The sequence below is a fragment of the Pseudomonas putida genome (assembly GCF_050990305.1).
GTDB classification, from domain to species: Bacteria; Pseudomonadota; Gammaproteobacteria; order Pseudomonadales; family Pseudomonadaceae; genus Aquipseudomonas; species Aquipseudomonas putida_AH.
Window position 1 is genome coordinate 5,192,534 of sequence record NZ_CP158817.1, and the last position, 13,215, is coordinate 5,205,748.

Sequence of the window (13,215 nt, forward strand, 5' to 3'; positions counted from 1 at the left end):
CGAGCATGCTCGCGAAAAACGTCCGGACAACGCGATCATTCAGACAGGGCGCGTTATCGTTGACGTCCATCGCGAGCATGCTCGCTCCTACAGGGATAGGCCATTTATCGATCAGGCAATATCCCGCAACTCGCGCCGCAAAATCTTGCCCACTGGCGTCATCGGCAAGGTCTCACGCAAGACAATGTGCTTGGGCACCTTGTACGCGGTGAAGTTTTCCTTGCAGTACGCCTTCAACTCTTCAAGGCTGACCCCCGCTTCACGGGCCACCACGAACAATTTCACCGCCTCCCCCGAACGCTCGTCCGGCACACCGATGACCGCGCAGTTGGCGACTTTCGGGTGGGCCATGACCACATCCTCGATCTCGTTCGGGTACACGTTGAAACCCGAGACAATGATCATGTCTTTCTTGCGATCGACAATCCGCACAAAACCATCCGGATCGATCACCGCGATGTCACCAGACTTGAACCAACCCTCGGCATCCAGCACCTCGTGGGTCGCCTCGGGTTTCTGCCAGTAGCCCTTCATGATCTGCGGGCCCTTGATGCACAGCTCGCCGCGCTCGCCCAGTGGCTGCTCGACCCCTTCGTCGTTGATGACTTTGAGCGTGGTGCCCGGCACCGGCAGGCCGACCGTGCCGATACGCGATTTGTCGCCGTAGGGGTTGGTGCAGGCCACCGGCGAGGTTTCGGTCAAGCCGTAGCCTTCGGTAATGCGGCAACCGGTCAGCTGTTCCCAGCGCTCGGCGGTGGCCTTGACCAACGCGGTGCCGCCGGAGTTGGTGAGCTTGAGGCTGGAGAAATCCAGGGTCTTGAACTCCGGATGGTCCATCAGTGCCACGAACAGTGTGTTCAGCCCCAGCAACGCCGAGAACCGCCAGTTCTTCAGTTCCTTGATGAAGCCACCGATGTCTCGCGGATTGGTGATCAGCACGTTGTGGTTACCGGTCACCATCATGCACATGCAATTCGCTGTGAAGGCATAGATGTGGTACAGCGGCAGCGGCGCGATCATCACCTCCTGCCCTTCGCGCAGCAGTGGCTGGCCGTCTTTGGCGAACTGGCTGAGGCAGGCCCGCGCCTGCTGCATGTTGGCCACCAGGTTGCCATGGGTCAGCATCGCGCCCTTGGCCAGGCCGGTGGTACCGCCGGTGTATTGCAGCACGGCGATGTCATTGAGGCCGACCTTCAGCGGTTTGATGCCCTGGCCTTTACCCAGGCGTAGCGCGCTCTTGAACGAAATGGCCTGGGGCAAGGCATAGGCCGGGACCATTTTCTTGACCTTGCTCACCAGGGTATTGACCAACCAGCCCTTGGCGGTAGGCATCAGGTCGCCCATTCTGGCTTCGATCAGGTACTGGATATCGGTGTCGGCCAGCACTTCCTGGACTTTCTGCCCGAACATGTTCAGGTACACCAGCGCCCGGGCTCCGGAATCCTTGAACTGATGACGCATCTCCCGCGCGGTGTACAACGGGTTGGTGTTGACCACGATCAGCCCCGCACGCAAGGCGCCGAACACGGCGATCGGGTATTGCAGGACGTTGGGCATCTGCACCGCGATGCGATCCCCCGGCACCAGGTCAGTGTGGGCTTGCAGGTAGCCGGCGAACGCTGCGCTGTAGCGCTCCAGCTCGGCATAGGTCAGGGTGACACCCATGTTGCTGAACGCCGGGCGATCAGCAAACTTCTTGCAGGAACGTTCGAACACCTCGATGACCGACTTGTACTCAGCGACATCAATGTCCAGGGGCACACCGGCCGGGCGTTTGTCATTCCAGAAATCAGGTTGCATTGTTCTTGTCCTCTTTACCTGAGCCTATCCGGGCCGCTTTTCTGTCATTTTTCCTTGTTGCTCGAAACGCAGAAAAGCGGAGCTTCACGGACACTAGCAGCTATGGCGAATCAGGCAAATATGCGCACGGGTGTCATAGATAGCGTGAATCTTGCCGCCGTGGCGCAGCCTGATCGGACGTTTTGGTGGAGGATGCGCTATACAGTGCAACCATGACTTGATCGACGAAATCACTGTAGGAGCGAGCTCGCTCGCGATGGTCGTCAACGAAGACGCTGACAGTCTGGCACCCCGCGGTGTTCAGTCGACCATCGCGAGCAGGCTCGCTCCTACAATTAGGTGTGTGACAAAGGCCCCACAGCAAAGGAATCGCGATGATCCACGACACGTTCTGGCTGACCACCAGTGACCGCAGCCGCCTTTTCATCAACCAGTGGTTGCCAGCAGGCAGCCCCAGGGCGGTTATTTTGCTGGCCCATGGCATGGCGGAACACAGCGGCCGCTACGCGCGCCTGGCGGAAAAACTCTGCGATCACGGCTATGGTGTGTACGCCCCGGACCTGCGCGGACATGGCAAAACTGCCGAAAACGGAACCCTCGGTCATTTCGCCGATAACGACGGTTGGGCCAAGGTGGTGGGTGATCTGGCGTGCCTCAACCAGCACATCGGCCAGCAACATCCCGGCGCCCCCATCGTGCTCTTGGGCCACAGCATGGGCAGCTACATCGCCCAAGCCTATCTGCTGCATCACAGCGCCAGCCTGCACGGCGCCATTCTCAGCGGCTCGAACTTCCAGCCCGTGGCGCTTTATCGTGCGGCCCGCCAGATTGCCCGTCTCGAACGCCTGCGCCAGGGTCCCAAGGGACGCAGCGCCCTCATCGAATGGCTGTCATTCGGCTCATTCAACAAGAAGTTCAAACCCGCACGCACGTCGTTTGACTGGCTCAGCCGCGATCCGGCAGAAGTCGACCTGTATGCCAATGATCCGCTGTGCGGCTTTCGCTGCACCAATCAACTGTGGATCGATTTGCTGGGTGGGTTGCAGCAAATCAGCAAAGCGTCCAATCTCGCCCAGATTGATCCGGGCCTGCCGTTGCTGGTGATCGGCGGCGAATGTGATCCGGTGAGCGAAGGCAAACGTCTGAAAGATCTGGCCGGCGCATTGTGCAAAGCCGGCAGTAAGAATTTGCAACTGACGGTTTACCCGCAGGCGCGGCACGAACTGTTCAACGAAACCAACCGCGATGAAGTGACCGCCGACGTGCTGGCCTGGATCCACCGGACCCTGAGCACGCCTCGGCCCCACCGTAGCGAATAGTTTTCGTGATTCTCTTTTTTCGTCACAGGAGTCCAGATAGATGAGCCAGGTTACCAACACCCCTTACGAAGCGCTCGAAGTCGGCCAGACCGCCAGCTTCAGCAAGAAGGTCGAAGAACGTGACATTCAGTTGTTCGCCGCGATGTCGGGCGACCACAACCCGGTGCACCTGGACGCCGAATACGCCGCCAGCACCATGTTCAAGGAGCGCATCGCCCATGGCATGTTCAGCGGTGCACTCATCAGTGCCGCCGTTGCCTGCGAGTTGCCTGGGCCAGGTACGATCTACATTGGTCAGCAGATGAGCTTCCAGAAGCCGGTGAAGATCGGCGACACCCTGACGGTACGCCTGGAAATCCTGGAAAAGCTACCGAAGTTTCGCGTGCGCATCGCTACCAACGTATTTAACCAGCGTGATGAATTGGTGGTGGCTGGTGAGGCGGAAATCCTCGCGCCACGCAAGCAGCAGAGTGTGACCCTGGTTCAGCCGCCTGAAATCACAATTGGCTGATGCCGCAGTCCATGTAGGAGCTGCCGAAGGCTGCGATCTTTTGGCGGCTTCAAATTAATAAAGGGCAAGATCAAAAGATCGCAGCCTGCGGCAGCTCCTACAGGGGCATGCGGCAGGCTGCGATTTTTTATTTTGCTTATGAACGCGCACGCGCCTGGTTACGCAGGGCTTTTACCTGATCATGGTTACGCTGCACGCCGTGATACTGACGCTCAACGATGTCACGAATGCCCACCAGGTTGTGCTTGCTGATTTTTTCCATGGCCTGGCGATAAGCCTTCAGCGCATGGTCTTCGCCACGCTCGGCTTCGTTGAGCACAGCCTCTTCGTCCTTACCGGTGAACATCGACTTCACGTCGACCCAGCGACGGTGCATGTCACCGCTGACACTGGTGGACGTCTGCGGGTCGCCACCCATCGAACGCACGGCACTCTGCAATTCCGCCGCAGCCGTGGCGCAATCATTGGAGCGTTGCACGAACAGGGTTTTGAGTTCAGGGTGTTTGATATCTTCAGCGCACGTCTTGAACCCTTTCTGTCCGTCCTTGCTGGTTTCGATCAGGTCGTTAAGTACAGCAATCGCTTCTTTATTCATGTCGGTCATTTTTCAATTCCTTGCGGTTGATGAAAGATGACTGACTCATTGCAGAGCGCATGCCAGCCTATAAAAGATGAATTATTCGTTTAATTTCAACTAGTTAGATTTACTCAAAAAATCTGCATCCGTTTCTTTTGCATGATCTGTCAATTGGCCTGCATGCAGAATGCCTGTATTTTCCAAACCCGATGAATCAAGACAACTGAGCCATGAACCCTGAAAAACTCGAACTGCTGATCACCCGCGAGATGCCCTTCGGCAAATACAAGGGGCGAATCATTGCGGACTTGCCGGGGCCTTACCTGAACTGGTTCGCCCGCGAAGGCTTTCCTCATGGAGAACTGGGTGGTTTGCTGGCCCTGATGCATGAAATCGATCACAACGGTTTATCGGAACTCCTTGAACCGTTGCGCGCCAAACATGGCAAACCGGCTCCTCGCCACTGATCCACTCCTCCCGCCTCCGATCGAGTAACCCCATGCCCGACAACACCCGCCGTGCCCGTGATGAAGCCTTCTGGCAAACCTTTGCCGACCGCTACGACCAGCAACCCGGCCCGGTCAATCTGGAGAACGGTTACTTCGGACGCATGTCGCGCACAGTGGTGGAGGAGTATCAGCGCAACATCGAACTGATCAATCGCGGCAATTCCGTTCACGTGCGTCAGCGCTTCGAACAAGGCGAGAGTGTGAAGATCCAGGCGCTGGTGGCCAAACTGATCGATGCACCTACCGAAGCCGTCGCCCTCACCCGCAATGCCTCCGATGGTTTGCAGTCGTTGATCCGCAACTACAATCGCCTGCAACCGGGCGACCAGGTGCTGTTCTGCGATCTGGAATACGACACCGTCAAAGGCGCCATGCGCTGGCTGGCCAAACATCGCGGTGTCGAGGTGATCGAGATCGAGCACGTTCACCCGGCCAGTTTCGACAGTTTGCTGACCACTTACCGCGAAACCTTCGCGCGCTACCCGCGACTCAAGCTGATGGCCCTGACCCACGTCACTCACCGCACCGGCCTGATCATGCCCGTGCAGGCGATTGCCGCTGCCGCCAAGGAACATGGCATTGATGTGATCCTCGACGGCGCCCATGCGCTGGGCCAGTTGGAATTCGATCTCAATGAGCTGGGAATCGATTTCGCCGCCTACAACCTGCACAAATGGATCGGCGCGCCTTTGACCCTGGGCTTTATCTATATCGCCCCTGAACGCCTGGTGGACATCGACCCGGACATGGGCGAAATGCATTTCCCGGTCACTGACATTCGCGGCCGCACCCCTTACAGCACACCGAACATCCCCGCGTTGATGACCTTGCCACTGGTGCTCGAAGAGCATCACGCCATGGGCGGTCCGGCCGCCAAAGGATCACGCCTGAACTACCTGCGCAACCTGTGGGTGCGCGAGGTGCGCGAACTGCCAGGAATCGAAGTCCTGACGCCGGACGACCCGCGCCTGTATTGCGGCATCACCTCGATGCGCTTTACCGAACAGGCCGATCAGCAAACGATGGTCGAGCGACTGCTCAAGGACTACAACCTGTTCACCGTAGTGCGCACCGGTGCGGCATGCGGGCCGTGCATCCGGATTACACCGGGGCTGACCACGACCGCCGAGCACATACAGCGGTTGGCCACAGCGCTGAAGCAATTGCGCTGATCTGTAGCAGCGTCGCTTGCCCGCGAAGGTCGCGCTGCGGTCCACCAGACTCACCGCGTTATCGTTCTTCGCGGGCAAGCCTCGCTCCTACAGCGGTTATTGCCAGGCCGATCTTTCGCGTACGTCCACCTCACCTGTAGGAGCGTGGCTTGCCCGCGATGGTCGCGTCGCGGTCCACCAGACACACCGCGTTATCGTTCTTCGCGGGCACGCCTCGCTCCTACAGGGGTTATTGCCAGGCCGACCCTTCGCGTACGACCACCTCACCTGTAGGAGCGTGGCTTGCCCGCGATGGTCGCGTCGCGGTCAACCAGACACACCGCATTATCGTTCTTCGCGGGCAAGCCTCGCTCCTACCGGGGTTATTGCCAGGCTGACCCTTCGCGTACGTCCACCTCACCTGTAGGAGCGTGGCTTGCCCGCGATGGTCGCGTCGCGGTCCACCAGACACACCGCGTTATCGTTCTTCGCGGGCAAGCCTCGCTCCTATAGGGGTTATTGCCAGGCCGACCCTTCGCGTACGACCACCTCACCTGTAGGAGCGTGGCTTGCCCGCGATGACGGCCGGTCAGTCGACATCAGAATTGAAGGTGCCACCGCTTTTTCGCAGGCAAAAAAAAACGGCGCACCGACCAAGCGCACCGTTAAAGCCGTAAAGCACACAACGAGGTGTAGGGTGAAGCAATCAGTCCAGCAGCGCCAAGGCCTCGGCGGTGCACTCCTGAATGCGGGCCCAGTCGCCGTTCTTGACCCACTCCGGATCAAGCATCCAGCTACCGCCCACGCACATGACGTTTTTCAGTGCCATGTAGCTCTTGATGTTGGCAGGACCCACGCCGCCGGTCGGGCAGAATTTCACTTCGCCGAACGGTCCGCCCAAGGCCTTGATGGCCGCGACGCCGCCACTGACTTCCGCCGGGAACAGCTTGAAGCGGCGATAACCCAGGCCGTAGCCTTCCATGATGCCCGAGGCATTGCTGATGCCTGGCAGCAGTGGAATCGGGCTGGCGACACTGGCTTCCAGCAAATCGCGGGTGATGCCCGGCGTGACGATGAACTGCGAACCCGCCGCCTCGGCCGCAGCCAGCATCTGGCGATCGAGCACGGTACCGGCACCGGTCACCAGCTCCGGACGCTGTTCGCGCAGGATCTGGATGGCCTTGAGGCCGAACTGCGAACGCAGGGTCACTTCCAGAGCCGTCAGGCCACCGGCCGCGAGGGCGTCGGCCAGCGGCAGGACGTCCTGCTCGCGAGCGATGGTGATCACCGGCAGGATCCGCGCCTTGGCACAGAGGCTGTCGATCAGGGCAACTTTATCCGCCATGGATACGGTCGGGGATGGGTTTGTCATAGCGGCTGTTCCTTGGCTCATGGGCACCAGTAAATCTCTAACGTGGGTTGCAGAAATGCGCGCACCGGCATTTCGGCGACATCGTCACCGGCCAGCGCGAAACTCAGGGTGGTCAGCTTGGACTGACCGGAAATCGACAAAATTTTGTGTTTGGCCGAAGCCAGCAGCGCGCGACTCATGGTCAGGCGCTGATGCGGCACGGTCGGCGCCAGCATCGGGTAGCAACGACGGCTGCCGTCGGCCTTCAGGGCCTCGGACAGATTCGGGCTGTTGGGGAACAGCGAAGCAGTGTGGCCGTCATCGCCCATGCCCAGCACCAGCACGTCAATCGCCGGCAATTCGGCCAGCAAGCGATCGGCGTGTTCGGCCGCCTGTTCAAGGTTAGCGGTGGCGCTGTACAGGCTCAGAAACTGCGCCTTGGCCGCCGGCCCCTGCAACAGGTACTTCTTGAGCAGGCCAGCATTGCTGTCGGCGTGCTCGATCGGCACCCAGCGCTCGTCGGCCAGGCTGACCACAACGCTCGACCAGTCCAGCGCCTGCTTGGCCAGGTGCTGGAAAAACGCCACCGGGCTACGCCCGCCTGACACCACCAGAGTCGCGGTGCCCTGGGCCTCGATCGCGTCGCTCAGTTGCTTGGCCACGTTCAGTGCCAAGCCTTCGGCCAAGAGCACGGGGCTCTTGAACGAATGAGCGCTGACGCCCGCAGGCAGTTTCAAATCAGATATCGCCATACCACGACCTCCCATCCCGCGTGATCAGTGCAATAGAGCTCATCGGCCCCCAGGACCCGGCCGCGTACGGCTTGGGCGCATCACCGGATTTTTTCCACCCGGCGATCAACTGGTCACACCACTTCCACGCCGCTTCGATTTCATCTTTACGGACAAACAGGTTCTGATTGCCGCGCATCACTTCCAGCAACAACCGTTCGTAGGCATCGGGAATGCGAGCGCTGCTCCAGGTGTCGGAAAAGTTCAGCTGCAACGGACCGCTGCGCAGCTGCATGCCTTTGTCCAGGCCTTGATCCTTGGTCATCACGCGCAAGGAAATGCCTTCGTCCGGCTGCAGGCGGATAATCAGCTTGTTGCTGATTTGCAGGCGCTGCTCGGGGGCGAAGATGTAGTGCGACGGTTCCTTGAAGTGAATGACGATCTGCGACAGCTTCTGCGGCATGCGCTTGCCGGTACGCAGGTAGAACGGCACGCCGGCCCAGCGCCAGTTGCGGATGTCGGCACGCAGGGCGACGAAGGTTTCGGTGTCGCTCTGGGTGTTGGAATTGGGTTCTTCCAGGTAACCCGGCACCGCTTTGCCTTCGCTGTAACCGGCGATGTACTGGCCGCGCACCACCTGGGTGGTCAGGCCTTCCGGGCTGATCGGCGCCAAGGCCTTGAGGACCTTGACCTTCTCGTCGCGAATGCTGTCGGCGGACAGATCGGCCGGCGGGTCCATGGCGATCAGGCAGAGCAGTTGCAGCAGGTGATTCTGGATCATGTCCCGCAGTTGGCCGGCCTTGTCGAAGTAGCCCCAACGCCCTTCGATACCGACCTTCTCGGCCACGGTGATTTCCACGTGGGAGATGTAGTTCTGGTTCCACTGGGTTTCGAACAGGCTGTTGGCGAATCGCAGGGCGATCAGGTTCTGCACCGTTTCCTTGCCCAGGTAGTGGTCGATGCGATAGGTGCGGTTCTCCGGGAAGAACTGCGCCACGGCGTCGTTAACCTTGCGCGAGGACTCAAGGTCCGAACCGATGGGCTTTTCCAGCACCACGCGGGTGTTTTGCGCCAGGCCGACCTTCGCCAGGTTCTCGCAGATCGCACCGTACACCGCAGCTGGCGTGGCGAAATAGGCGATGACCCGTTGCGCGCTGCCCGCCGCATCAGCGAGGGCGACATAGTCTTCGGCGTTGAGGAAGTCGACGTGCAGGTAACTCAGGCGTGCGAGGAAACGCTCGACCACGGCCTCATCCAGCTCCTTGGCACCGACGTAGCGGCGCAGCTCGGCAGCGATGAACGCCAAATGCTCCTGCTCGCTGCCAGCTTCACGGGCCAGCGCGATAATCCGCGTGTCCTCGTGCAGCAAACCGGCACCATCGAGTTGATAAAGGGCAGGAAACAGCTTGCGCAGGGCCAGATCGCCGAGGGCGCCGAACAAGGCAAAGGTGCACGGTTCAACCGTAATCGAGAGCATGATGTTTGTTCTTTTATCAAGTTAAGCTACAAATACCTTTTTTCAAGGCATCACTCAAGGGAAAATGTAGTAATAACCACAACATTTTCGCAAAATACAGATTCCGAGTGGTGGTCGGTCGGAGCCATCAGTAGGATAGGCCACCGTTACGGGCCGCTACAAAGGCCCTTTTTGCATTAGCCGTGCGCTTATCGGCGCAGGTGAATCAAGGAAATCCATATGGACCGCGTGCGAAATTTACTGGAGCAGATCCAGAATCGCCTTGAAGAGCTGAACAAGGCCGAACGCAAAGTCGCCGAGGTGATCCTGCTCAACCCACAGCAGGCCACCCGGTTCAGCATCGCCGCCCTCGCCCAGGCCGCTTCGGTCAGTGAACCGACGGTCAACCGTTTCTGCCGCTCGTTCGGCGTCAGCGGCTACCCCGAACTCAAGCTGCAACTGGCCCAGAGCCTGGCCAGCGGTGCGGCCTACGTCAGTCGCGCGGTGGAGGCCGACGACAACCCGGAAGCCTATACCCAAAAAATCTTTGGCAGCGCCATCGCGTCCCTGGACAGCGCGTGCCAGGCGCTGGACCCGAACCTGATCAGCCGCGCCGTCGACCTGTTGATCCAGGCCCGGCAGATCCACTTCTTCGGCCTCGGCGCCTCAGCCCCTGTGGCCCTGGACGCGCAGCACAAGTTCTTCCGCTTCAACCTGGCCGTGACTGCCCATGCCGACGTGCTGATGCAACGCATGATTGCTTCGGTGGCGCACACCGGCGAGCTGTTCGTGATCATTTCCTACACCGGACGTACCCGCGAGCTGGTGGAAGTGGCGCGCATCGCCCGGGAAAACGGCGCGTCGGTGCTCGGGTTGACCGCGGAGAACTCGCCCCTGGCCAAGGCCAGCACCCTGAGCCTGAACATTCCGTTGCCGGAAGACACCGACATCTACATGCCGATGACCTCGCGGATCATTCAACTGACCGTGCTGGACGTGCTCGCCACCGGCATGACCTTGCGTCGGGGCGTGGATTTCCAGCCGCACTTGCGCAAAATCAAGGAGAGCTTGAATGCCAGCCGGTATCCGGTGGGTGACGAGTTCAACTAGACCGGCATTTTCATTGCCTGATCGGACCTCATCGCGGGCAAGCCTCGCTCCTACAGGATTACGCGAATTTCGCGAACACCCAATAACCCGTAGGAGCGAGGCTTGCCCGCGATGGCGTCAGCGGCAACACCGCAAAATCACACCCCAACCCGCGCCTGCAAACTCAAATGCGCCCTCTCTCCCGGCTTCAGGCACAGGCTGTCAGTGCCGCCGCTCGCCGCTTCCACACAAACAAACTCCGAAATCTCATTCCAGCTCACTCCCAACAACGGCCGCGACCCCGGATGCCAGACCACTGTGTCCGCCGTTTCGCCGGTATCGATGCACAACGCCCGCTGCCAGGCGTGGTCGTTAAGCTGCAATTCGCCCTCGTGCTGGAACACCCGCTGGCAACCACCATCGACCCGCAACTCACCTTCCTGCTGACAAACCTGCCGGCTCAACTGGTCGTAACCTTGCGCACCATCGAGCCCAGACAGCGCTACCTCACCGACATCACCAATACGCCAGTAGGCGTGCAAAGCCTGGCTCAATTGACAGGGCAAACTGTCGTGATGCTCGGTACTCAGGCGCAGATCCATACGCTCGCCCAGGTGCGCGTGCAGGTCCACCTGCCAGTCGCACAACTCGAGCTGCCAGTGCAGGCGCACACCATCGTCGTCGCTTGTACTGTCGATCAACTTCCAGTCGAGCAAGCGCGCCCAGCCATGGGACGGCCAGGCATTTTCGCTCGGATGACGGCCATACCACGGCCAGCACACCGGCACGCCACCGCGAATGGCCCCGACCTGCGGCCACTTCGCCGCACACCACAACCACGGTTTCTGGCCCTTGGGTTGAAAGTGCAGCAACTGCGCGCCCTGACGACTGAACACCGCCTGGCACAGCGGATGATCGATCACTAGCACGTCGCGCTTCTGATAGCGCTCCCACGCAAACACCGGCCGTTCGCGCAAGGATTTGAAGAAGCGTTGTAGCGGATGCTCAAGCATGTGCCACGGTCCTGAAAAACATGAGTGTACTGATTTACTTTTGCGCCCAGTGACCCACTGTGGCGAGGGGATTTATCCCCGTTGGACTGCGCAGCAGTCCCATTTTTTGGGGGCTGCGGTGCAGCCCAGAGGGGCGGTGCGACGTTTCGCTAAATCCCCTCACCACAAAAGCCCTCATCACAGCGCGCTCACGCCACACAAAAAAAAGCGGACAGCCATGGCTGTCCGCAAAATGCGCACATGGTGAGGAGCTTATCGCAACCGCGTCAGAACACCGACTGAATTTTCAGGCCCGCGACCAGCGCGTTATCCACTTCATCCACACCGCCCGGATGCGTGATGTATTGCAGGTTGGGACGCACGGTCAGCCAGTTGGTGACGTGGAAGCCGTAGTTGAGTTCGTAGTTGTACTCAGTCTCGCGCAGCGGCGAGAACAGCGGGTCTTCGTACTGGGTGACGCCATTGGCGGCGTTGGTTAGCTCGGCGTTTTTCTTCACATCATCGTTGACATGGATACGGGAGAAACCGATTCCCATGTCATCTTTCGGACGTGCATCGAACGGCCCCTTGTACACGAACATCAGCGACTGATAGTTGTCGACGACGTTGGTGTCCTTGTCGTGGAAGGTGGCGTTGGCCGCGATGTTCAGACCGCGGGATGCGTCGCCGTTGTGCGTGGTGAGCTGCTGTTGAGCAACGAACCAGTAGCCATGCTTGCTGTCATGGCTGCGAAAGGCGTTGCCGCTGGTTGCCGCATCGTTACCGTTATCGTCTTTACGGACGTCATCGGCGTCGGCCGTGCTCTTGTAGTAACCGACACGGTATTCGCCCGGCAGGTTGCCAGGGTTAGGCAGCCAGACCAGTTCAACCGGCAGGACGGTGCCGTTGGTGCCACTGCCGCTGAGCTTGAAGCCGTTACCATGCTCCAGTTGCGAGGTGTTCTGGTTGTAGGCGCCGATCTGCGCATACCACTCGGGCGAAATATTCCACTTCACGCGGATCGCCGCCTGGCTGACCGGCCAGTTGTACCAGATGTTGGTCGCCCAGTTACCCACTTGGGAACCGCAGAACGCCAGGTTCTGGAACTCGCAAGGGAAGGTGTTGAAGTCTTCGCCTTCGCCGAAGTAACCGGCCTTGACGTCCAGTTTTCCGTCGAGGAACTGGTGCTTGATCCACAACTGGGTCAAGCGAACCATGTGACCACGACCGTAGACTTCCTGGGAGGAACTCAAGGTGCCGGCACGCGGGTCGCCGATACGGTCGTTGGAGATGTTTTCGCCGTTACGGTTGGTGAGTTGGATCTTGGCTTGAGTGTTATCCCAGCCCAGCAGCTTTTGCAGATCCAGCGCCGCCCCCAGGCCAAACTGGTCGGCATAACGCGCGGTCTTGTCGTCGTTAAAGCCGCCGTGGAGGTTGCCGCCCACTTCACCGACATAGTCCATCTTGATGTCGATACCCTGCTCGATCAGCCGGGTCCGCTCGCCACCCCAATCACCGGTCATCCATTCGGAATCGGCGCTGAACGCTTCAGCCGCGTGAACGCTGCCGGCCAGCATCATGGCCGCAACGGCTGATAACTGACAGATAAGCTGAGCGTTGTTGTTCTTCTTCATCCCTACTTCCTCGTTTTATTTTTATTAAGTTTTTCTTCACTAACGCGGTTACATCGGTTGTGACCGGCGACAGGCCACCCGCCACGGATTCCCCC

General features: G+C 59.6%; 12 protein-coding genes. 5 read left to right on the top strand and 7 right to left on the bottom strand.

The genetic code is table 11. From position 1 onward, the window contains the following. Nucleotides 1–111: 111 nt before the first annotated feature. Complete coding sequence (fadD2, locus tag ABTV22_RS23515) at nt 112–1,800, bottom strand: long-chain-fatty-acid--CoA ligase FadD2 (RefSeq protein ID WP_433736821.1); 1,689 nt, start codon at nt 1,798–1,800, stop codon at nt 112–114. A 374-nt stretch (nt 1,801–2,174) separates the two neighbouring features. On the opposite strand from fadD2, the gene ABTV22_RS23520 reads away from it, so the two are divergent. Both ABTV22_RS23520 and ABTV22_RS23525 read left to right on the top strand, forming a co-directional pair. Continuing rightward, nucleotides 2,175–3,119, top strand: coding sequence for an alpha/beta hydrolase (locus tag ABTV22_RS23520; RefSeq protein ID WP_433736822.1), 945 nt, complete (start codon nt 2,175–2,177; stop codon nt 3,117–3,119). A 40-nt stretch (nt 3,120–3,159) separates the two neighbouring features. Continuing rightward, complete coding sequence (locus ABTV22_RS23525; RefSeq protein ID WP_433736823.1) at nt 3,160–3,630, top strand: MaoC family dehydratase; 471 nt, start codon at nt 3,160–3,162, stop codon at nt 3,628–3,630. A 136-nt stretch (nt 3,631–3,766) separates the two neighbouring features. On the opposite strand, the gene ABTV22_RS23530 is transcribed toward ABTV22_RS23525, so the two are convergent. Further along, a complete protein-coding gene (locus ABTV22_RS23530) occupies nt 3,767–4,234 on the bottom strand; it encodes a ferritin-like domain-containing protein (RefSeq protein WP_433736824.1) in 468 nt (155 codons plus the stop codon). A 203-nt stretch (nt 4,235–4,437) separates the two neighbouring features. Between ABTV22_RS23530 and ABTV22_RS23535 the strand changes: the two genes are divergently transcribed. Next, on the top strand, nt 4,438–4,674 hold the full coding sequence (locus ABTV22_RS23535) for a DUF3820 family protein (RefSeq protein WP_065259339.1): 237 nt from the start codon (nt 4,438–4,440) through the stop codon (nt 4,672–4,674). 32 nt (nt 4,675–4,706) lie between these two features. Then, nucleotides 4,707–5,888 (top strand): aminotransferase class V-fold PLP-dependent enzyme, encoded by a 1,182-nt coding sequence (locus tag ABTV22_RS23540; RefSeq protein WP_433736825.1) that lies wholly within the window; start codon nt 4,707–4,709, stop codon nt 5,886–5,888. A 685-nt stretch (nt 5,889–6,573) separates the two neighbouring features. On the opposite strand, the gene ABTV22_RS23545 is transcribed toward ABTV22_RS23540, so the two are convergent. The 3 genes from ABTV22_RS23545 to zwf are packed head-to-tail and all read right to left on the bottom strand — an operon-like array spanning nt 6,574 to nt 9,426. Continuing rightward, complete coding sequence (locus ABTV22_RS23545; RefSeq protein ID WP_433736826.1) at nt 6,574–7,239, bottom strand: bifunctional 4-hydroxy-2-oxoglutarate aldolase/2-dehydro-3-deoxy-phosphogluconate aldolase; 666 nt, start codon at nt 7,237–7,239, stop codon at nt 6,574–6,576. Between the two features lie 17 nt (nt 7,240–7,256). Beyond that, nucleotides 7,257–7,970, bottom strand: a complete 714-nt coding sequence (pgl, locus tag ABTV22_RS23550; protein ID WP_433736827.1) for a 6-phosphogluconolactonase — start codon at nt 7,968–7,970, stop codon at nt 7,257–7,259. Beyond that, nucleotides 7,957–9,426, bottom strand: a complete 1,470-nt coding sequence (zwf, locus tag ABTV22_RS23555) for a glucose-6-phosphate dehydrogenase (RefSeq protein WP_433736828.1) — start codon at nt 9,424–9,426, stop codon at nt 7,957–7,959. The genes pgl and zwf overlap by 14 nt, the downstream gene beginning before the upstream one ends. Nucleotides 9,427–9,654: 228 nt before the next feature. Here zwf and ABTV22_RS23560 point away from each other — a divergent pair, with 228 nt between their 5' ends. Next, on the top strand, nt 9,655–10,515 hold the full coding sequence (locus tag ABTV22_RS23560; protein ID WP_170948639.1) for a MurR/RpiR family transcriptional regulator: 861 nt from the start codon (nt 9,655–9,657) through the stop codon (nt 10,513–10,515). Between the two features lie 137 nt (nt 10,516–10,652). On the opposite strand, the gene ABTV22_RS23565 is transcribed toward ABTV22_RS23560, so the two are convergent. Then, nucleotides 10,653–11,507: a D-hexose-6-phosphate mutarotase gene (locus tag ABTV22_RS23565; protein ID WP_433736829.1), complete on the bottom strand. Its 855-nt coding sequence runs from the start codon at nt 11,505–11,507 to the stop codon at nt 10,653–10,655. 266 nt (nt 11,508–11,773) lie between these two features. Then, on the bottom strand, nt 11,774–13,120 hold the full coding sequence (locus ABTV22_RS23570) for a carbohydrate porin (protein ID WP_433736830.1): 1,347 nt from the start codon (nt 13,118–13,120) through the stop codon (nt 11,774–11,776). Nucleotides 13,121–13,215: the final 95 nt, after the last annotated feature.

Excerpts from the sequence above, each read along its gene's own strand:
- fadD2 (WP_433736821.1), bottom strand. The coding sequence starts at position 1,800 with ATGCAACCTGATTTCTGGAATGACAAACGCCCGGCCGGTGTGCCCCTG.
- ABTV22_RS23520 (WP_433736822.1), top strand. The coding sequence starts at position 2,175 with ATGATCCACGACACGTTCTGGCTGACCACCAGTGACCGCAGCCGCCTT.
- ABTV22_RS23525 (WP_433736823.1), top strand. The coding sequence starts at position 3,160 with ATGAGCCAGGTTACCAACACCCCTTACGAAGCGCTCGAAGTCGGCCAG.
- ABTV22_RS23530 (WP_433736824.1), bottom strand. The coding sequence starts at position 4,234 with ATGACCGACATGAATAAAGAAGCGATTGCTGTACTTAACGACCTGATC.
- ABTV22_RS23535 (WP_065259339.1), top strand. The coding sequence starts at position 4,438 with ATGAACCCTGAAAAACTCGAACTGCTGATCACCCGCGAGATGCCCTTC.
- ABTV22_RS23540 (WP_433736825.1), top strand. The coding sequence starts at position 4,707 with ATGCCCGACAACACCCGCCGTGCCCGTGATGAAGCCTTCTGGCAAACC.
- ABTV22_RS23545 (WP_433736826.1), bottom strand. The coding sequence starts at position 7,239 with ATGACAAACCCATCCCCGACCGTATCCATGGCGGATAAAGTTGCCCTG.
- pgl (WP_433736827.1), bottom strand. The coding sequence starts at position 7,970 with ATGGCGATATCTGATTTGAAACTGCCTGCGGGCGTCAGCGCTCATTCG.
- zwf (WP_433736828.1), bottom strand. The coding sequence starts at position 9,426 with ATGCTCTCGATTACGGTTGAACCGTGCACCTTTGCCTTGTTCGGCGCC.
- ABTV22_RS23565 (WP_433736829.1), bottom strand. The coding sequence starts at position 11,507 with ATGCTTGAGCATCCGCTACAACGCTTCTTCAAATCCTTGCGCGAACGG.
- ABTV22_RS23570 (WP_433736830.1), bottom strand. The coding sequence starts at position 13,120 with ATGAAGAAGAACAACAACGCTCAGCTTATCTGTCAGTTATCAGCCGTT.